This is a genomic window from Brevundimonas sp. GW821-FHT10E09 (assembly GCF_058809375.1).
The window spans coordinates 109290-126782 of record NZ_JBXASO010000011.1; the positions used below are offsets into that span (position 1 = coordinate 109290).

Below are 17493 nucleotides of genomic sequence, written 5' to 3' on the forward strand. Positions count from 1 at the left end.
GCTGATAGGCGGTCAGGCGGCCTCGCGTCCAGCGTCCACCGTCATCACGGACGTGCATTCGGCGTCGATCTCGGCGTCGTGGGCCGTCTTGTCCCATGCATAGGGGGCGACGATCAGCCGCCAAAGGGCATGGATGAAGGCCAGGCTGAGCAGGGACCAATAGGCGGGCGCGGCCAACATGTCGGTCAGCCTATAGTCCTGCCCGGCCCGTTTTGCGCCCGCCGCACAGCCCATCCAGGCGGCGATGACGCCCACGGCCAGGACGGCGAAGGAGGCTAAAGGCACGACTGGAGCCATGCCGATGTTCAGGGCGACCATCAGGGCCACAATGAGCCAGGCCAGGGTGGGCGCGTGGGAAGCGGCCGAGACGATGGCCGCGCCCAGCGTCATGACCAGCGACAGCTGGCCGCGCCGGCCCAGGGCCCGAGGCGCACGCGTGTGGACGCCCCAGGTCTGCATATAGCCTTTCAGCCAACGGGTGCGTTGCGGCAGCCAGCGTTCCAGCGCCCCCGGCGGGGCTTCCCAGGTCGGGCTTTCGAGCACCCCCAGCCGCCATCCCGCGGACCAGAGCCTGAAGCCCAGATCGGCGTCTTCCGTGACGTTGTAGGCGTCCCAGCCCCCGACCCGACGAAGGGCGGCGGTTCGCAGGTGATTGCTGGTGCCCCCCAGGGGGAAGGGCAGGTTCAGCTTCGCCATGCCGGGAAGATTGACCTCGAACAGGGCGGCGTATTCGAAGGCGAACTGACGGTCGAGGAAGGTCGAGAGTTCGGCGTTGCGCCGGCGAATCCGCAGGGGGGCCTGAAGGCAACCCAATTGCGGCTGGCCGGCGAAACGCGAGGCCGCCTCGCGCAATTGGCCGGGATCCGGTTCGTCCTCGGCGTCATAGATGGTCAGGAGCTCGCCTGTCGCGAAAGCCAGGGCGTGGTTCAGCGCGCGGGGTTTGGTCTGCGGAGCGCCCGGCGGGACCACGAGGATCCGGAGCCAGCCCGGCCGGCGCGCGGCCTTGGCCGCATTTATGGTGGCCTGATCATGGGCTTCCAGCACGAGAAAACCTTCGAGCTGGCGCCGCGGATAGTCGATTTTCGACAGGCGCTGGATAAGCTGGGGCACGACGGCCGCCTCGTCATGAAGGGCGGCCAGAATTGTGTAACGCGGCCACCGGGAGGGTTTGGGCGACGACGGGGTAGGACGAAGACTGGCGATGACCAGGGCCGCGCGCCACAGGGCCGAGGCGACGAAGCCCATCTGAATCCCGATGAACGACGCCGAAAGCGTCGAGCGGGGCCAGACGATTCCTGCGGCCACAAGCGCCGTCGCCAGGCTCGCGACCATGATCGCCTGCCCCAAGGTCGGCATTCGCCGCGCCGCGCCGGTTTGCGCCGCATCCCTCGTCGTCATGTCCGTTCGCCCCCGCGCCCGGCGTAACACAACTAGAAATACGCATTTCGCGCAACCGTGTTCTGTGAGGCGTCGATTGGCGTCGATGACAGATTGTCGCTATTCAGGACGGGACAGATCCGGAGTCGCCGTTGCCCATCGTTTCGCCATCCTCGCGTTCCAGCCGCAAACCCAAGGGCGAGGGCCATTCACGGCGTGGCGAGATCCTCGCCGCAGCCGAACGCATCTTCGTCGAGTACGGCTATGAAGGGGCGACGATCCGCAAGATCGCCGACGAGGTCGGCCTGTCTTCGACCGCCCTCTATATGCATTTCTCCGACAAGGGCGCGATCCTGCAGGAAATCTGCCGCCACGCGTTCGGTGAGCTGATCACGGCGGCTGAATCCCTGTCCGCCCTCGATGGGCCGCCCGAGGTTCGCCTTCGACGCATGATCGAGGTCTACGTCGATTTCGGATTCGCCAATCCGAACGCCTATCGCCTGATCTATCTGACCCGCCCCGTCGAGGCCCGGGACGGCGCCCAGAGCCTGTCGCAGGAACTGGGGGCGGGGGTCTTCGCGGCCTTCGAGACCCTGGTCGGTGAAACCGTGGCCGCAGGGCGGATGGAAGGGGATCCCCGCACGATCGCCCAATCGATCTGGGCCTCGGCCCATGGCGTCGTCTCCCTGATGATCACCAAACCCTATTTCCCTTGGGCGGAGCGCGAGGTGTTGGTGAAGACCACCCTGGACGCCGTCTTTTCCGGCCTGCTGAAATCGTGAACCGTGCTTGGGGGCTGGCGGCGACGGTCGTGGCCATGGCCGTCGCCCAGGGCGCGCAGGCGCGTCCTTTGCGGGTCATGGCCCTGGACCAGTGCGCCGACCAGTACGTGCTGGCCCTGGCGCCGGACGCCGATCTGGCCCTGTCGCCGCGCGCCGACGATCCCGACGCCTGGTTAAGGCGCGAAGCGGCGGGCCACAGGCGTCTGCGGCCGACGCTGGAGGCGGCCGTGGGGTTCAGGCCGGATGTGGTCGTGCGCTACTGGGGCGGGGAGCCCAGGCTGCTGAGCTTTCTGCAAACACGGGGCGTCACGGTGGTCACCATCGCGGACGCGACCGATATGGACGGGGTCCGGGCCAATATCCGCACCGCGGCCCGGGAATTGGGCCAGGTGGAACGCGGCGCACGGCTGGAGCGGACCATGCAGGCCAAACTTGACCGGGCGGCGGCGCCGGACCGCCCCCGGCCGGGCGCGGTCTATCTGACCTCGGGCGGGTTCACCTCCGGACCCGGCACCCTGATGGATGCGATGATCCGGGCCGCCGGGTTTCGCAATCTGACGGCGGCGCCGGGGTTCGGCGCCATCAGCGTCGAGCGGATCGCGATGGAGCCGCCGATCCGGTTCGTGCTGGGCTTCTTTGATCAGTTGCGGGCCGACTGGCGCGGGGCGGGGCGGCATCCGGTGGTGCGGCGCGCGGCCCAGGGACGGACGGCGGCGAAACTGCCGGCGGCGGTGCTGACCTGTCCGGCCTGGTTCGCGGCCGACGGGGTCGAGATGATGGCGAGAGGGCGGCCATGAGCCGGATGTTGAGGCTTTGCCTGATCCTGGGACTGGTCATCCTCGCGGCCCTGGCGGCGGCTGTGATGATCGGCGAAACGCCCTTCGACGCCGCCCAGTATGCGGCGGCCTTCAGTGATCCGTCGTCCGGTCCATGGGTGGTCCTGTGGCAGGTGCGCGCGCCGCGCGCGGTCTGCGCCCTGGCGGTCGGCGCCGCGCTGGGTCTGGCCGGGGCGGTGATGCAGGGATTGTTGCGCAATCCGCTGGCGGATCCCGGCGTTCTGGGCGTGTCGGCGACAGCGGCCCTGGGGGCGGCCCTGGCCATTGTCCTGGGCGGCGCCGGGGTGGCGGGCGTGGTCGAGATGTCCGCCCTGGTCGGGGCGGCGGCGGCGGGCGGTCTGCTGATCGTCGCCTCGGGCCTGATGCGGGCGCCGGAGGCTCTGATCCTGTTCGGGGTGGCCCTGTCCAGTTTTGCAGGGGCGGCCACCGCGCTGATCTTCAACCTGTCTCCGTCGCCCATCGCCCAGGCCGAGGTCATGTCCTGGCTGCTCGGGTCGGTGCAGAACCGCAGCTGGGTCGATGTAGCCTGGGTCACGCCGGCGGTGGTCGTCGCGGCGGTCTTCGCCGGCCTGTCGGCGGGAGGGCTGCGGATGCTGACACTGGGCGACGAGGCGGCGGCCGCGTCGGGCCTGTCCATGGGACGGGTTCGCGCCTTGGCTCTGATCGCGGCGGCCGTGGCGACGGGGGCGGCGGTGGCCGTGGCCGGCGTGATCGGCTTCGTCGGTCTGGCGGCGCCCCATCTGGTGCGGGCGGCGGTGCGGGGCGATCCGGGGCGGATCCTGGCGCCCTCGGCCCTGGCCGGTGGCTTGATGCTGGTGGTCGCCGACCTGCTGGCGCGGTTGACGCCGACGGATCAGGAACTGAAGCTGGGGGTGTTCACCGCCCTGATCGGCGCGCCCCTGTTCGCCCTGATCGCCTGGCGGGCGGCGCGGGAGTGGCGGCTGTGATCGCGCCCCTGACGATGTGGGACGCCGACGCGACCCTTGGGGGGCGCAAGGTGCTGGACGGTGCGGATGTGCAGGTCGAGTATGGCCAGCTTGTCGCCCTGGTCGGTCCCAATGGGGCGGGCAAGTCCAGCCTGATCAAGGCGTTCGCCGGACTTCTGGCGCTGGACGGCGGCGTGGCGCGGCTGAACGGCGACGACGTCACGACCCTGTCCCCGCGAGAACGGGCCCGTCGCGTCACCTATCTACCGCAGGAGCGGCGGATCGCCTGGAACCTGCCGGCGGTGGAGGTGGCGGCCCTGGGGGCACCCTTCCTGTCGGGAGCCGAAGCCCTGGCGCGAGCCCATGCGGCGCTGGCCGAAGTCGGCGTCGCCCATCTGGCGGATCGAGGCGTGGCGGAGATGTCGGGCGGGGAGCGGGCGCGGGTGTTGCTGGCGCGCGCCTTGACCAACGAGACGCCCCTGCTGCTGGCGGACGAACCGATCGCGGGGCTTGATCCGGACGCCCAACGCCTGGTGCTGGAGCGGTTGCGCGCCCGCGCCGACGACGGGTCGGCAGTCCTCGTCAGCCTGCACGACCTGACCCTGGCGGCGGCCTTCGCTGACGGCGTGGCGGTTATGGATCAGGGTCATGTCGTGGCTCAGGCGTCGCCGATGGAGGCCTTGGAGCCGGAGGTGCTGCGCCAGGTCTTCGGTCTCGACGGTCAGTGGATCGAAGGGCCGAACGGGCCGCTGCTGGCGGCCCGCCGGGCTCAGTAGGCGGCGTAGGGACGGGGACCGGAGGCCGCGCCGCGCGCGATGTCGGCCGAGGTCGTCAGCGGGGCCGATCCCCCGTTCAGCCGGGCCTTGTAGACCGCCATATTCTCCATCACCCGCATCATATAGTTGCGCGTCTCGGTGAAGGGCGCGCATTCGATGAAGTCGATGGCCGCATTGGAATCGCCGCGCGGGTCGCCACAGCGGGCGATCCACTGGCTCGGACGGGCCGGGCCGGCGTTGTAGCCGACCGTCGCCAGCAGCATGGAGCCGTTGTTGGCCGCCATAAGCTCGCCCAGGTGATAGCTGCCCAGGGTCATGTTGTAGTCCGGATCCCACAGCTGCTCGGCCGAGAAGCCCATGCCCAGGCGACGGGCGACGCCCGAACCCGTGGCGGGCAGGAACTGCATCATGCCGCGCGCATCGGCGCCGGAGCGGGCGCGCGGGTCGAAGCTGGATTCCTGGCGGGTGATGGCCTGGGTGAATTCCAGCGGCGCGGCGCCGGCGACCTGGGGCGGGACGCGCACGGGGTACATGCGTTCGGGCAGGACGAAGCCGCGCTGGCTGGCGGCGCGGCCGACCATCATGGCGGTGAAGCCTTCGCCATAGCTGCGGGTCAGGTCCATCAGCAGGGCCAGGTCCTCGATGGTCGGCAGGTCGTTGTCCAGCTGATAGGCGAAGACCCGCAGCAGGCTGGTCTCGCCGGTCTCGCCCAGGATTCGCGTGGCGCGGACGAGCTCGTTGGATTCGAACCGGGCGACGTCGGCCTGGGTCGGGGCCGGTTCGCCGGGCAGGGTCAGGGTGGTCATCCCGGCTTTCTCGGCCGCCAGTTGGCCGTAGAAGGTCTGCCAATGCTGGGCGCCGTTGCGGTAATAGCCGAGTGCGGCGTCGCGCTCGCCCCGCGCCTCGGCGGCCCGGCCCAGCCAGTAATAGGCCCGACCCTGGGTGATCGGGGTGGAGGAGGCGGTGCGCAGGGCCTCGAAATGCCGCGCGGCGATCTCAGGCTGGTTCAGCTTGGTCAGGGCGACCCAGCCGGCGAAGAACTCCGCGTCCACCATCCGGTCGCCGGAGGTGAAGCCGTGGCCGTTCATGGCGTCATAGGCGGCGCGCCAATTCCCCTGTTGCAGGGCGTCGAGGTAATAGTTGCGGCGCTCGGTCCACAGGGTGTTGTCGCCTGCGGTATGAGCCGGGGCGGGCGGCAGGTTGGCCAGCAGGGGGAAGGCTTCCGACTGGCGGTTCTGAGAGCGCAGGATTCGCACCCGTTCCAGCGTCACCGCCGGATCGGCGGCCTGGGCGGGCGTCAGGGCGGCGACCACGGCGTCCGGGCTGTAGGCGGTGCGCAGGCTCATGACCGCATTGGCGACGGCCACCTGTTCCGGCGAGACAAGATCGAGCATGGCGCGCGTCGCCGGGCCGTGCGGACCGAGCAACAGCATGTTCAGCCGCGCCTCGTGATCGGCCGGGGTCAGTTCCCCGCCCCAGCGCGCGAGGATGCGCGATTGCGGCTCGGCGTCGAAGGATCGGGTCCGCCACCAGTCGCGAATCAGGGCGCGGGCCTCGCGGTGACGCCCGCGCTGTTCGAGCGCCGAGGCGTTGGCGATGGCGCCTTGTACGGTTTCGGGCGGGTGGTCGGAGAAGAGGGCCATGACGGCGTCCGGCGTGGCGCCGACGCGGTCCAGAACCGCTTCTGCGGCGGCGCGACGTGATTCGGCGCGCGGCCAGCCCTTCAAGGCCGTCTGGGCCTGGGCGAGTTCGGCGTAGGAGAGTTGTTCGCCCGAGGTGTCGATCAGGGCCCACTCGATCAGCTTGCGCGCCGTGGGGTCGCGCATCTGCGAGATCGCAGCCTGGGCGCCGGGTATGTCGCGCGCCCGCGCCGCCGCCAGGCCCTGACGGAACAGGGCCGTGTCCTGGTCATCGAGCACGCGGCCCTGATAGGTGGGGCTGTAACCCGGCACGGATTGTGAAACGGCGGAATAGGGAACAGGTTGGCCGGGAAGGGCGTCCTGCGGGGTCGGGGCGATGACGGCGAGGGCCGCAGCCAGACTGGTCGCGATCATGATATTTCCTGTTCTCATTCATCCCGGTTGCGGCGAGGCCGCTGGCGACCTAACGTCCCGCGCTCTCAAGACAGAGGTTCTGGACATCCGTCCATCGCCCCTCCCCACGCAGGCTAGCTAGTCCCATGACCGCCCCCTTGTTCAAGGGCGTGATCACCGCCCTGATCACACCACTTCATGACGGAAACGTGGACGAAGCCGCATTCGCCACGCTCATCGAGCGGCAGATCGCCGCAGGAGTCGACGGGCTGGTGCCCGTCGGCACGACGGGCGAGGGCGCCAGCATGGACCTGGACGAGCACAAGCATGTGATCGACCTGTGCGTGCGGCTGGTGGCGGGACGCGTCAGCGTCATCGCTGGAACCGGATCGCCCTACACCAAGGAAGCCATCGACCTGACCCGGCACGCCAAGGCGGTGGGTGCGGATGGGGCGTTGATCGTCACCCCCTATTACATCCGCCCCTCGCAGGCGGGCATGGCGGCGCATTTCGAGGCTATCGCCGACGCCGTTCAGCTGCCGATCCTGCTCTACAACGTCCCGTCGCGTACGGGAGTCGATCTGGCCAATGAGACGGTAGCGCGGCTGGCGGCCCATCCGAACATCGTCGGCGTCAAGGACGCCACCGGCGACATGAGCCGGGTCAGCTGGATGCGCGCCAATATCGACGGCCAATTCGACCTGATCTCGGGCGATGATTCCAGCTATCTGGGTTATCACGCCTGTGGCGGGGTCGGACTGATCTCGGTGGCGTCCAATGTCGCGCCCGAGGCCATGGTCGCCCTGCACAATGCGGCGGCGGCCGGCGACTACGCCACCGCCCGCGACTGGCAGAATCGACTGATCGGCCTGTGCAAGGCGCTGTTCCTCGACAATTCTCCGGCTCCGACCAAATACGCCCTGGCCCGGTTGGGCCTGTGCAGCGAGGAGGCGCGGCTGCCGTTGTCGCCGACGTCGGAAGGGGTCAAGCCGCTGATCGACCGCGCCATGGCGGATGCGGGCGTCGTCTGATGGCGCCGCAGCCGCAGTCGAAGTCCAAGGTCATCGCCGAGAACCGCCGCGCGCGGTTCGACTATTTCCTAGAGGACAATATCGAGGCGGGCATTCAACTGCTCGGCACCGAGATCAAGGCGCTGCGGGACGGACGGGCCAATATCGCCGAAAGCTATGCGGCGGTGGAGGGGCGCGAGATCGTCCTGATCAACGCCGACATCCCGCCGTACAAGCAGGCCAACCGCTTCAATCACGAGCCGCGCCGGCCACGCAAACTGCTGCTGCACAGAAAGCAGATCGACCGGTTGATCGGGGCGGTGCAGCGCGACGGTCAGACGATCATTCCGCTGAAGCTGTATCTGAACGACGCGGGCAAGGCGAAGCTGGAGATCGCCCTGGCCAAGGGCAAGAAGCTGCACGACAAGCGCGAGGCCTCGGCCGAACGGGACTGGCAGCGCGACAAGGCCCGTCTGATGCGCGACAAGGGCTGAGGTCCGAGCACTACCCCAGCGGCCGGGCGTCCGTGACGCCCGGCAGATCGGCGAAACCATAGCCGCCCGCGCCTCCGGTCCCTGTGGACGGATGGAAAAGGCCGCCTGTGATCAGGGCCAGGGCCGTGATGACAATCACGAGGACCGCGGCCAGGATCGCGATCCTGCGCTCGCGTCGCGTGAATAATCCGTCAGTGCGTCGCATCGTCCAGCCTCCCGCTGGGAGACGAACGCCGAACGCTCGCCTCTGTTCCGCCTTATTTCAACATGGCAGAGTCGTGCGACACGCACGCAACAGTAGAGGGTTAGCGGGCGATGATCTCGCGCGCCCGATCAAACACCGCCTCGAACATGGCCGGGGTCAGCCGGCCGGTGTTCGTGTTCAATCGGGAGCAGTGATACGAGTTCAGGATGACGTATCCGCCGGCTTCGCCCTCGGCGCCATGGCCGGCCGGCATGGCCGAGGCCGGCCGGCCGAACGCCTTGAGGATGTTGCGGCGAGAGACGTCGCCCAGGGTCACGATGACCTTCAGATTGGGCAGCAAGGCCAGGCGGTCGATCAGGAAGGGGCGGCAGGTCGTCTCTTCGATCGGCAGCGGCTTGTTGCCGGGCGGGGCGCAGCGGACCGCGTTGGTGATCATGCAGTCCACCAGGCTCAGGTCGTCGTCGCCGTTCGGATCATAGTGGCCCTGGGCGAAGCCGGCTTTTTTCAGGGTGTCGTACAGCAGCCAGCCGGCGTGATCGCCGGTGAAGGGCCGCCCCGTGCGATTGGCGCCGGTGCGGCCCGGCGCCAGGCCGGCGACCAGCAGCCGGGCGTTCGGATCGCCGAAGGACGGGGCGGGGCCGTTCCACCAGTCGGGGTTCTGGCGGGCGTTCTCCTGGCGATACTCGACCAGGCGCGGGCACAGGGGGCAGTCGCGGGGGGGCTCGGGTTTCAGGCTCATTGACCGGCGCCGGTCTTGGGGCGGCCGAACTCGGCCATCAGGTCGTTCAGGTCGAGGAAGGCGTCGGCCTGGCGACGCAGTTCGTCGGCGATATGCGGCGGCTGGGTCTTCTGGGTCGAGACGACAGTGACGCGCACGCCTTGCGCCTGCACCGCCTGCACCAGTCGCCGAAAGTCCCCGTCGCCGGAAAACAGCACGGCGTGATCCAGGCGGGGGGCCAGTTCCAGCATGTCCACCGCGATCTCAATATCCATATTTCCCTTGATCCGGCTGTGGCCCTGGCCGTCGGTGAAGCGCTTCACCGGCTTGGTCACGACCGAAAAGCCGTTGTAGTCCAGCCAGTCCACCAGAGGCTTCACCGGCGAGAACTCTTCGCCCTCGACCACCGCCGTGTAATAATAGGCGCGCGTCAGGATGGATTTCTCGCGGAACCAGTCCAGCATCCGCTTGAAGTCCATATCGTGCTGCAAGGCGCGGGCGGCGGAATACAGGTTCGAGCCGTCGATGAAGATCGCCAGGCGGTCGGTGGAATGAAACATGGTCGAGGCCGTCAAAAGAAATGAAGAAAATGGCGCCCGGCCGGACGCTGCGGTCGATGTGGGAATCGACGGCGCGCCCGATCTGGACGCTGCAGTCATCGTGGCGCTGGGCTGCAATGACAAGGGGGTCTGGGCCTCCTCCCGCGAGGCGCTGGAAGCCGCCTTGGCGCGTTTTCGCAGCGAGGGGATTGATGTGGTGGCGCGGTCGTCCTGGTGGTCGTCCATGGCCTGGCCCGATCCGCAGGACCCGCCGTTCCTGAACGGGGTGGTCATCGTCGCCACGCGCCACGATCCCCACGCGCTGATGGCGGCCCTGGGGCGGATCGAGGATGTCTTCGGCCGTCAGCGGTCGGTCCGCAACGCCCCGCGCACGCTGGATCTGGACCTGATCGCCTATGGTCGACTGAGCGGGGACCTGGACGGGCTGATCCTGCCGCACCCCCGCGCGGCCGAGCGCCGCTTCGTGATGGGGCCGATTGCGGAGATCGCGCCGGACTGGGTCCATCCCCACGGCGGGGTCGCCCAGGCCCTGGCGGCTTCGGCGACGGTGGGGCGCGACGCCCATCCGGTCTGAGGCCGCACTTTCGCCGCTCTGGCGTTGCAAAAGTCAGTCCCTATCTGTATTTCACGCGGTTCTCCCCCGCGTTCGAGGAATTTCATGGCCCGCGTCACCGTCGAAGACTGCATCGAAAAGGTACCGAACCGCTTTGGTCTGGTGCTGATGGCCGGCCACCGCGCCCGCAGCATCGCCAACGGCGCCGCCCTGACGATCGACCGCGACAACGACAAGAACCCGGTCGTCGCCCTGCGCGAGATCGCCGACGACACCGTCGTGCCGGATGAACTGCGCGAAACCATCATCACCACCCTGCAACGCGTCGATGAGCGCACCGAAGCCGAGGACGAGGCGGAAACCGTCGCCCTGCTGGCCGAACCGCAACACATGAACATGGCCGAGGCCGAGCTGATCCGCGCGCTGCAAAGCGACCGCGACGGCGGTCAGGAGGAGCGGTACTGACGCCCGAGGGAGCCCCTGGCGTCACTATCCTGCCGGCGCGGACCGAGACGGTTCCGCCGGCGCCCCAAACTGCAAACAAAAACGAACCTGTTTCGACAGCATCCGAACCTGAGCCTGCCCCCAAGCGTGCGCCCGTTCTGCGTCAGTTCGAACTGATCGAGGCCGTCAAGGCCTATGACCCTACCGCCGACGAAGCGCTGCTGAACCGCGCCTATGTCTATGCGATGAAGATGCACGGCTCGCAGATGCGGGCCTCGGGCGATCCCTATTTCGCCCACCCGATCCAGGTCGCGGGCATACTGACCGACTACAAGCTCGACACAGCCACCATCGTCACAGCCCTGCTGCACGATGTGGTCGAGGACACCTCGGCGACGCGCGACGACATCGCCCAGATGTTCGGCGAGGAGGTCGCGGTCCTGGTCGAAGGCGTGACCAAGCTGAGCCGGCTGGAGCTTCAGGCGGAACACACCCGCCAGGCGGAGAACCTGCGGAAATTCATCCTGGCCATCAGCCGGGACGTCCGGGTGCTGCTGGTCAAGCTGGCGGACCGTCTGCACAACATGCGCACGCTCCAGTACGTCAAGCCGGAGAAGCGCGAACGGATCAGCCGCGAGACGCTGGAAGTCTATGCCCCGCTGGGACGGTCGATCGGCATCCACTCGATTGCGTCCGAGTTGGAAGAACTGGCCTTCACCTATCTGAATCCGACGGCGAAGACGGCCATCGAACGGCGGCTGGAGGCGCTGAAGCTGGAGCATGGCCGCGCCATCGAAGGCGTGTCCGGCGAGGTCGAGCGGGTTCTGTCCGAGGCGGGCGTGGGCGCCCATGTGTTCGGGCGGCAAAAGACCCCCTATTCGATCTGGCGCAAGCTGCAGCGCAAGTCGGTCGGGTTTTCGTCCCTGTCGGACATCTATGGTTTCCGCGTGATCGTTGAAGCGGAAGACGACTGCTACCGCGCCCTGGGCGTCATCCATCGCGAATGGCCGATGGTGCCGGAGCGGTTCAAGGATTTCATCTCGACGCCCAAGTCGAACAACTATCGCTCGCTTCACACCACTGTGGTCGGGCCGCGCGGCCTCCGGATCGAGATGCAGATCCGCACAGAGGCGATGGATCGCGTGGCGGAAGACGGCGTGGCGGCCCATTGGCGCTACAAGAACCAGTCCTATGGATTCGACCACGAGGCCATGGCCAAGGGCGGCGGACGCGATCCGCTGCAGAACCTGCGCCATCTCGTTCAGGTGATCGAGCACGGCGAGGGCGGCGAAGATTGGGTCGAGCACGCCAAGCTCGAAATGTATCTGGACCAGGTGTTCGTCTTCACGCCCAAGGGGCGGCTGGTGACCTTGCCGCGCGGCGGCATGCCGCTGGACTTCGCCTATGCGGTCCACACCGAGGTCGGGGACACGGCCGTGGGGGTCAAGGTCAATGGCGAACTGAAGCCGATGCGGACGCCGCTTCAGAACGGCGACGTGATCGAGATCATCCGCGGGGCCAAACGCGAAGTGCCCGCCGACTGGCGCAGCCTGACGGTCACGGGCCGGGCCCGTTCAGCCATCCGCCGCCACATCCGGACTTCGGAACGCGAGGAGTTCGTCAAACTGGGCCGGATCGCCCTGCAGCAGACCCTGGCCCGAATAGACAAGACCCTGGCCGAGGTGTCGCTGAAGCCGATTCTGGAGACCCTGGCGGTCGCGGGTGACGATGACGTGTTCGAAAGCCTGGGTCGCGGCCGACTGTCGCCGACGACGGTGGCGGAGACCCTGTTCCCCGCCATGAAGGGGCGGCTGAAGGCCGGACCAGAGAAACAACGGATCGAAAGCGACACCGCCCGTCTGTTCGTGCGCGGCGGCGGACTGACTCCGGGCGTCAGCGTTCACTTCGGGCAGTGCTGCACCCCGGTGCCGGGCGATCGGATCGTCGGCATCCTGGAGCCGGAGATCGGCCTGACGGTCCATACGATCGACTGCCAGTCCCTGGCGGCCTTCGCCGATGACGACTCGGTCTGGCACGACCTGCAATGGACGCCCCAGGCCGAGACAGACGCCGTTGCGGCGGTTCGTCTGAACGCGACCATTCGCAACGCGCCGGGCGTGTTGGGCCAGGTGACGACCCTGATCGGCGAGGCGGGCGGCAATATCATCAACCTGTCCATGGCCTATCGCCAGCAGGACTTCTTCGATGTGACCATCGACGTCGAGGTCGAAGACGCCAAACATGCGACCATGCTCATGGCGGCGCTGCGGGCCAATCCGTCCGTCGACAACGTCGATCGCGGTCGAGGCTGAGCCTTTGACTCGAGGGGCCGAGGCGCTAAGACCGCGCCATGAACACCCAAGACGTCCTCAACGAATTCCGTGACGCCGGCGCCCTGCGCGAAGGCCATTTCGTCCTGTCGTCCGGCCTGCACAGCCCGGTCTTCCTGCAGAAGAACCTGGTCTTCATGCAGACCGACCGCTGCGAACGCCTGTGCAAGGCGCTGGCGGACAAGATCGTCGCGACTGTGGGGCCGGTGGATGTCGCCATTTCGCCGGCCGTGGGCGGGATTATCCCCGGATATGAGACCGCACGTCACCTGGGCGTGCCGTCGATGTATGTCGAGCGGGAAGGCGGGCAGTTCAAGCTGCGGCGCGGGTTCTCGGTCGAGCCGGGGCAGAAGGTGGTGATGGTCGAGGACATCGTCACCACGGGCCTGTCGTCGCGCGAATGTATCGCCGCCATCCAGGCGGCCGGGGGCGAGGTCGTCGCGGCCGCCTGTATCGTCGATCGGTCGGGCGGCAAGGCGGACGTCGGCGTGCCCCTGATCGCCCTGGCCTCGCTGGAAGTGCCGGCCTATCCGGCCGACGCCTTGCCGCCGGAATTGGCGGCTCTGCCGATTGAAGATCCGGGCAGCCGCAGACTTTCGAAGTGATATTCGGTTTGGCGAGGAGCTGAGATGCGCGAACGGGTCAGGCTGGGCGTCAACATCGATCATGTCGCCACCGTGCGGAACGCGCGGGGCGGGACGCATCCCGATCCGGCCCGTGCCGCCGAGGCGGCGCTGGCCGCCGGCGCCGACGGCATCACGGCCCATCTGCGCGAGGACCGTCGCCACATCACCGACGCCGACATCGATGTTCTGAGCGCCCTGTGCGCCCGGGCGGGCAAGCCCCTGAATTTCGAGATGGCGGTGACGGAGGAGATGCTGGCCATCGCCCTGCGCCATCGGCCCCACGCCGCCTGTCTGGTGCCCGAACGGCGCGAGGAGGTCACGACCGAGGGTGGTCTGGCCGTGGCGGGGCATGAGGCGCGGATCGCGCCGGTGGCCCAGGCCCTGGCCGAGGCTGGCATCCGGGTGTCGCTGTTCATCGAACCGTCCGAAGACCAGGTCGAGGCCGCCGCCGCCGTCGGCGCTCAGGTGGTCGAGTTCCACACGGGTCGCTATTGCCTGCGGACCGATCCCGGCGAGCGGGAGGTCGAGTTCGAACGGATCGCCGCCGCCGCCGCTCAGGCCGACATCCTGGGGCTTGAGGTCCATGCCGGCCATGGGCTGGACTACGACACGGCGCCGCGCATGCTGGCGATCCCCGAAGTGCGTGAGTTGAATATCGGCCATTTCCTGATCGGCGAATCCATCTTCGTCGGCCTGGATTCCGCCATCCGCCGCATGCGGGCGGCGATGGACGCCGCCTTGTGATCCTGGGCGTCGGGGCGGACCTGTCGGATATTCGGAGAATCCAGGCCTCGCTGGATCGGTTCGGCGAGCGGTTCAAACAGCGCTGTTTCACCGATCTGGAGCGGACGCGATCGGACCGCAAGCCCGATCCCGCCTGGAGTTACGCCAAGCGGTTCGCCGCCAAGGAGGCCTGCGCCAAGGCCCTGGGCACCGGGATGAGAACCGATGTCTACTGGCGCGACATGGGGGTGGTGAATCTGCGCTCCGGCCAGCCGACCCTGGCCCTGACGGGCCACGCCGCCGACCATCTGGCGCGACTGACGCCGGCGGGTCATGAGGCGAGGATTCACCTGACCCTCAGCGATGAACACCCCTATGCACTCGCCTTCGTGGTGATCGAAGCCTTGCCGCTGTCGTAATCGCGATATACCCGTCACGAGACGACCGCGCAGACGCGGCAAGGGGATGCTTGATCGCATGAGCGAAGACCAGAAGCCGCACGACGCCGATGCTGCCCAGACCAACGCGACCGACGCCACGCCGGAGGAAGTCTTCGCCGCGTCCGAGGCCGATGCGCCTGTGGAGGCGGTGAAGGATCCCGCCGCCGAAAAGCGCCCGGTCTGGAGCGACAAGGGGGATGCGCCGTTCGAGGACGAGCCGACCACTCCGGTCTATGCGCGCAAGCCTGCCAAGAAGGCCAAGGGCGAACAGAGCGCCGGCGACGAAACGGTCGAGATCGTCAAGACGATCTTCTTCGCCCTGCTGATCGCCATGGTGCTGCGGATCTTCCTGTTCCAGCCCTTCACCATCCCGTCGGCCTCGATGGAGCCGAACCTGTACGAAGGCGACTATATCGTCGTGTCGAAATGGTCCTACGGCTATTCGAAACACTCGATCCCGTTCAGCCCGCCGCTGTTCGACGGCCGCATCATGGGGTCCGCGCCCAAGCGCGGCGATATCGTGGTGTTCAAGCTGCCGCGTGACGACAAGACCGACTTCATCAAGCGAGTGATCGGCCTGCCGGGCGACCGCATCCAGATGATCGCCAACAAGCTGTATATCAACGACAAGCCGGTTCAGGACGTCGTCGTCAGCCAGGGTGAGATCGACGACATCTTCGGCGCGCACCCGATCGCCGAGGTCCGCGAGACCCTGCCGGAAGGCAAGAGCTTCATGACCCAGGACTTCGGCCCCGGCAACGACCTGGACGACACCCCGGTCTATGAGGTGCCGGTCGGCCACTACTTCATGATGGGCGACAACCGCGACAACTCGATCGACAGCCGTGTCGAACAGTCCAGCGGCGTGGGCATGGTCCCGGCCGAGAACTTGGTCGGCAAGGCGCAGATCATCCTGTTCTCGTGGAAGCCCGGATCGTCGCTGTGGAACCCCGTCAGCTGGTTCAACGTGCGGCTCGACCGGTTCTTCAACGTCCTGCACTGATGGCCAATTTACGGGCCGAGGCGGTCGCGGCGCTTCAGACACGCATTGGTCATGCCTTTAGGGATGCGGCCTTGCTGGAACGCGCCCTGACCCACGCCAGCGTGGGCGAGGGCGCGCCGGTCGGCGTGCATGGCCCCCGCGACAACGAGCGGCTGGAGTTCCTGGGCGACCGGGTGCTGGGCCTGCTGGTGGCCGAGAAGCTGTCGCGGGACTATCCCACCGCCAACGAGGGTCAGCTCTCGTCCAGCCTGCACGCCCTGGTCGACAAGACCGCCTGCGCACGGGTGGGAGAGGCCCTGGGCGTCGGCGCTGCGCTGCGGCTGTCGCCGGGCGAGACCAAGACGGGGGGGCGCCGCAAGGCCGGGGTGATCGCCGACGCGGTCGAGGCCATCCTGGCGGCCGTCTATCTGGACGGCGGGCTGGAGGCGGCGCGAGCCTTCTTCGACAAGGCCTGGGCGGAAGAGTTTTCCGCCCCGCCGTCACGGACCGTGACCAACCCCAAGTCGGCGCTGCAGGAGTGGGCCCAGGCCAAGGGCCGACCGCTTCCGACCTATCGCGTCGCGGATCGGACGGGTTCGGATCATGCGCCGACATTCACCATCGAGGTGTCCGTCGAGGGCGTGGAGCCCTTGACCGCACAGGGGCGTTCGCGTCAGGAGGCGGAGAAGGCGGCCGCAACGGCTCTCCTCAAACGTGAAGGCGTCATTTGACCGATATCGAAAACCAGCGCGCGGGCTTCGCCGCCATCATCGGCGCGCCGAACGCCGGCAAGTCCACGCTGGTCAACCGGCTGACCGGATCCAAGGTCTCCATCGTCACCCAGAAGGTGCAGACGACACGGTTCCCGGTGCGCGGCATCGCCATGGAAGGCGACGCCCAGATCGTTCTGGTGGACACCCCCGGCATCTTCACCCCGCGCCGTCGGCTGGACCGGGCCATGGTCGCCTCGGCCTGGGGCGGAGCGCAGGACGCGGACGTGGTCGTCCACCTGATCGACGCCCAGTCGCACATCAACGCCGAGGGCCGTGAAGGCACGGCGGCGGACCGCCGCTCGGCCGAGGACACCGAGACCATCATCGCCAATCTTCAGTCCACCGGGACGAAGGTGATTCTGGCGCTGAACAAGATCGACGGCATGCGCCGCGACACCCTGCTGGCCCTGTCGCAGACACTGTTCGAGAGCGGCGTCTATGACGAGGTCTATATGATCTCCGCCGCCAACGGCGACGGGGTCGAGGACCTGAAGCAGCGTCTGGCGCGGTCGATGCCCAAGGGGCCGTGGCTGTATCCAGAGGACCAGGCGGCGGACGTGCCGGTGCGGGTTCTGGCGGCCGAGATCACGCGCGAGAAGGTCTATCTGCGCGTCCACGAGGAACTGCCCTATTCGGCGGCGGTGGAGACCACCAGTTTCGAGGACCGCGCCGACGGCTCGGCCCGGATCGAACAGACCATCTATGTCGAGCGCGAGAGCCAGCGGCCCATCGTCCTGGGCAAGGGGGGCCAGACGCTGAAATGGATCGGCCAGAAGGCGCGCGAGGAGCTGAACGAGATCCTCGGCCGCCAGGTCCACCTGTTCCTGACCGTCAAGGTTGATCCGAAGTGGCAGGATTCGCGGGCGCTTTACGCCCAGTTCGGTCTGGATTTCGACGTCTGAGTT

General features: G+C 67.8%; 20 protein-coding genes. 15 read left to right on the forward strand and 5 right to left on the reverse strand.

Annotation, left to right across the window (positions count from 1 at the left end; genetic code table 11):
• Nucleotides 1-12: 12 nt before the first annotated feature.
• Nucleotides 13-1398 carry a glycosyltransferase family 2 protein gene (locus AC1RSI_RS11820; protein WP_035309511.1) on the reverse strand — a complete coding sequence of 462 codons (1386 nt, stop codon included), beginning with the start codon at nt 1396-1398 and terminating at the stop codon, nt 13-15.
• Nucleotides 1399-1529: 131 nt separating this feature from the next.
• On the opposite strand from AC1RSI_RS11820, the gene AC1RSI_RS11825 reads away from it, so the two are divergent.
• Genes AC1RSI_RS11825 through AC1RSI_RS11840 form a run of 4 tightly spaced genes read left to right on the forward strand, consistent with a single transcriptional unit; the run spans nt 1530 to nt 4697 of the window.
• Nucleotides 1530-2159: a TetR/AcrR family transcriptional regulator gene (locus AC1RSI_RS11825; protein WP_154726183.1), complete on the forward strand. Its 630-nt coding sequence runs from the start codon at nt 1530-1532 to the stop codon at nt 2157-2159.
• Nucleotides 2156-2956 (forward strand): ABC transporter substrate-binding protein, encoded by an 801-nt coding sequence (locus tag AC1RSI_RS11830; protein ID WP_419178332.1) that lies wholly within the window; start codon nt 2156-2158, stop codon nt 2954-2956. The genes AC1RSI_RS11825 and AC1RSI_RS11830 overlap by 4 nt, the downstream gene beginning before the upstream one ends.
• Complete coding sequence (locus AC1RSI_RS11835; RefSeq protein ID WP_154726184.1) at nt 2953-3942, forward strand: FecCD family ABC transporter permease; 990 nt, start codon at nt 2953-2955, stop codon at nt 3940-3942. Before AC1RSI_RS11830 ends, AC1RSI_RS11835 begins: the two co-directional genes overlap by 4 nt.
• A complete protein-coding gene (locus AC1RSI_RS11840; RefSeq protein WP_230307630.1) occupies nt 3942-4697 on the forward strand; it encodes an ABC transporter ATP-binding protein in 756 nt (251 codons plus the stop codon). Before AC1RSI_RS11835 ends, AC1RSI_RS11840 begins: the two co-directional genes overlap by 1 nt.
• On the opposite strand, the gene AC1RSI_RS11845 is transcribed toward AC1RSI_RS11840, so the two are convergent.
• The gene (locus AC1RSI_RS11845; protein ID WP_230307627.1) at nt 4691-6751 is read right to left on the reverse strand and encodes a lytic transglycosylase domain-containing protein; all 2061 of its coding nucleotides are present in this window, start codon (nt 6749-6751) and stop codon (nt 4691-4693) included. The two genes, AC1RSI_RS11840 and AC1RSI_RS11845, sit on opposite strands and share 7 nt — an antisense overlap.
• A gap of 125 nt (nt 6752-6876) precedes the next feature.
• On the opposite strand from AC1RSI_RS11845, the gene dapA reads away from it, so the two are divergent.
• Nucleotides 6877-7761 carry a 4-hydroxy-tetrahydrodipicolinate synthase gene (gene dapA / locus AC1RSI_RS11850; protein ID WP_008260157.1) on the forward strand — a complete coding sequence of 295 codons (885 nt, stop codon included), beginning with the start codon at nt 6877-6879 and terminating at the stop codon, nt 7759-7761.
• Nucleotides 7761-8234: an SsrA-binding protein SmpB gene (smpB, locus tag AC1RSI_RS11855; RefSeq protein ID WP_008259266.1), complete on the forward strand. Its 474-nt coding sequence runs from the start codon at nt 7761-7763 to the stop codon at nt 8232-8234. The genes dapA and smpB overlap by 1 nt, the downstream gene beginning before the upstream one ends.
• Nucleotides 8235-8244: 10 nt before the next feature.
• Here the strand turns inward: smpB and AC1RSI_RS11860 are convergent, their stop codons facing one another.
• The 3 genes from AC1RSI_RS11860 to AC1RSI_RS11870 form a co-directional block, all read right to left on the reverse strand.
• Nucleotides 8245-8373 carry a hypothetical protein gene (locus AC1RSI_RS11860; protein ID WP_447941495.1) on the reverse strand — a complete coding sequence of 43 codons (129 nt, stop codon included), beginning with the start codon at nt 8371-8373 and terminating at the stop codon, nt 8245-8247.
• A 166-nt stretch (nt 8374-8539) separates the two neighbouring features.
• A complete protein-coding gene (locus tag AC1RSI_RS11865) occupies nt 8540-9178 on the reverse strand; it encodes a uracil-DNA glycosylase (RefSeq protein WP_154726186.1) in 639 nt (212 codons plus the stop codon).
• On the reverse strand, nt 9175-9717 hold the full coding sequence (locus AC1RSI_RS11870) for a LabA-like NYN domain-containing protein (protein ID WP_154726187.1): 543 nt from the start codon (nt 9715-9717) through the stop codon (nt 9175-9177). Before AC1RSI_RS11870 ends, AC1RSI_RS11865 begins: the two co-directional genes overlap by 4 nt.
• Here AC1RSI_RS11870 and folK point away from each other — a divergent pair.
• From folK to era, 9 genes are all read left to right on the forward strand, one after another.
• Nucleotides 9716-10291, forward strand: a complete 576-nt coding sequence (gene folK / locus AC1RSI_RS11875; protein WP_154726188.1) for a 2-amino-4-hydroxy-6-hydroxymethyldihydropteridine diphosphokinase — start codon at nt 9716-9718, stop codon at nt 10289-10291. The two genes, AC1RSI_RS11870 and folK, sit on opposite strands and share 2 nt — an antisense overlap.
• Before the next feature lie 84 nt (nt 10292-10375).
• On the forward strand, nt 10376-10735 hold the full coding sequence (rpoZ, locus tag AC1RSI_RS11880) for a DNA-directed RNA polymerase subunit omega (protein ID WP_008259724.1): 360 nt from the start codon (nt 10376-10378) through the stop codon (nt 10733-10735).
• A 137-nt stretch (nt 10736-10872) separates the two neighbouring features.
• Nucleotides 10873-13026 carry a RelA/SpoT family protein gene (locus AC1RSI_RS11885; RefSeq protein ID WP_154726189.1) on the forward strand — a complete coding sequence of 718 codons (2154 nt, stop codon included), beginning with the start codon at nt 10873-10875 and terminating at the stop codon, nt 13024-13026.
• 38 nt (nt 13027-13064) lie between these two features.
• Complete coding sequence (gene pyrE / locus AC1RSI_RS11890; protein WP_154726190.1) at nt 13065-13649, forward strand: orotate phosphoribosyltransferase; 585 nt, start codon at nt 13065-13067, stop codon at nt 13647-13649.
• A 24-nt stretch (nt 13650-13673) separates the two neighbouring features.
• On the forward strand, nt 13674-14414 hold the full coding sequence (locus AC1RSI_RS11895) for a pyridoxine 5'-phosphate synthase (protein ID WP_154726191.1): 741 nt from the start codon (nt 13674-13676) through the stop codon (nt 14412-14414).
• The gene (gene acpS, locus AC1RSI_RS11900) at nt 14411-14812 is read left to right on the forward strand and encodes a holo-ACP synthase (protein ID WP_492322674.1); all 402 of its coding nucleotides are present in this window, start codon (nt 14411-14413) and stop codon (nt 14810-14812) included. Before AC1RSI_RS11895 ends, acpS begins: the two co-directional genes overlap by 4 nt.
• A gap of 58 nt (nt 14813-14870) precedes the next feature.
• A complete protein-coding gene (gene lepB / locus AC1RSI_RS11905; RefSeq protein ID WP_230307628.1) occupies nt 14871-15836 on the forward strand; it encodes a signal peptidase I in 966 nt (321 codons plus the stop codon).
• Nucleotides 15836-16546: a ribonuclease III gene (gene rnc / locus AC1RSI_RS11910; RefSeq protein ID WP_008260468.1), complete on the forward strand. Its 711-nt coding sequence runs from the start codon at nt 15836-15838 to the stop codon at nt 16544-16546. The genes lepB and rnc overlap by 1 nt, the downstream gene beginning before the upstream one ends.
• The gene (gene era / locus AC1RSI_RS11915) at nt 16543-17490 is read left to right on the forward strand and encodes a GTPase Era (RefSeq protein ID WP_008260354.1); all 948 of its coding nucleotides are present in this window, start codon (nt 16543-16545) and stop codon (nt 17488-17490) included. The genes rnc and era overlap by 4 nt, the downstream gene beginning before the upstream one ends.
• Nucleotides 17491-17493 lie beyond the last annotated feature (3 nt).

Excerpts from the sequence above, each read along its gene's own strand:
- AC1RSI_RS11820 (WP_035309511.1), bottom strand. The coding sequence starts at position 1,398 with ATGACGACGAGGGATGCGGCGCAAACCGGCGCGGCGCGGCGAATGCCG.
- AC1RSI_RS11835 (WP_154726184.1), top strand. The coding sequence starts at position 2,953 with ATGAGCCGGATGTTGAGGCTTTGCCTGATCCTGGGACTGGTCATCCTC.
- AC1RSI_RS11845 (WP_230307627.1), bottom strand. The coding sequence starts at position 6,751 with ATGATCGCGACCAGTCTGGCTGCGGCCCTCGCCGTCATCGCCCCGACC.
- dapA (WP_008260157.1), top strand. The coding sequence starts at position 6,877 with ATGACCGCCCCCTTGTTCAAGGGCGTGATCACCGCCCTGATCACACCA.
- smpB (WP_008259266.1), top strand. The coding sequence starts at position 7,761 with ATGGCGCCGCAGCCGCAGTCGAAGTCCAAGGTCATCGCCGAGAACCGC.
- AC1RSI_RS11865 (WP_154726186.1), bottom strand. The coding sequence starts at position 9,178 with ATGAGCCTGAAACCCGAGCCCCCCCGCGACTGCCCCCTGTGCCCGCGC.
- folK (WP_154726188.1), top strand. The coding sequence starts at position 9,716 with ATGGTCGAGGCCGTCAAAAGAAATGAAGAAAATGGCGCCCGGCCGGAC.
- AC1RSI_RS11870 (WP_154726187.1), bottom strand. The coding sequence starts at position 9,717 with ATGTTTCATTCCACCGACCGCCTGGCGATCTTCATCGACGGCTCGAAC.
- rpoZ (WP_008259724.1), top strand. The coding sequence starts at position 10,376 with ATGGCCCGCGTCACCGTCGAAGACTGCATCGAAAAGGTACCGAACCGC.
- pyrE (WP_154726190.1), top strand. The coding sequence starts at position 13,065 with ATGAACACCCAAGACGTCCTCAACGAATTCCGTGACGCCGGCGCCCTG.
- AC1RSI_RS11895 (WP_154726191.1), top strand. The coding sequence starts at position 13,674 with ATGCGCGAACGGGTCAGGCTGGGCGTCAACATCGATCATGTCGCCACC.
- lepB (WP_230307628.1), top strand. The coding sequence starts at position 14,871 with ATGAGCGAAGACCAGAAGCCGCACGACGCCGATGCTGCCCAGACCAAC.
- rnc (WP_008260468.1), top strand. The coding sequence starts at position 15,836 with ATGGCCAATTTACGGGCCGAGGCGGTCGCGGCGCTTCAGACACGCATT.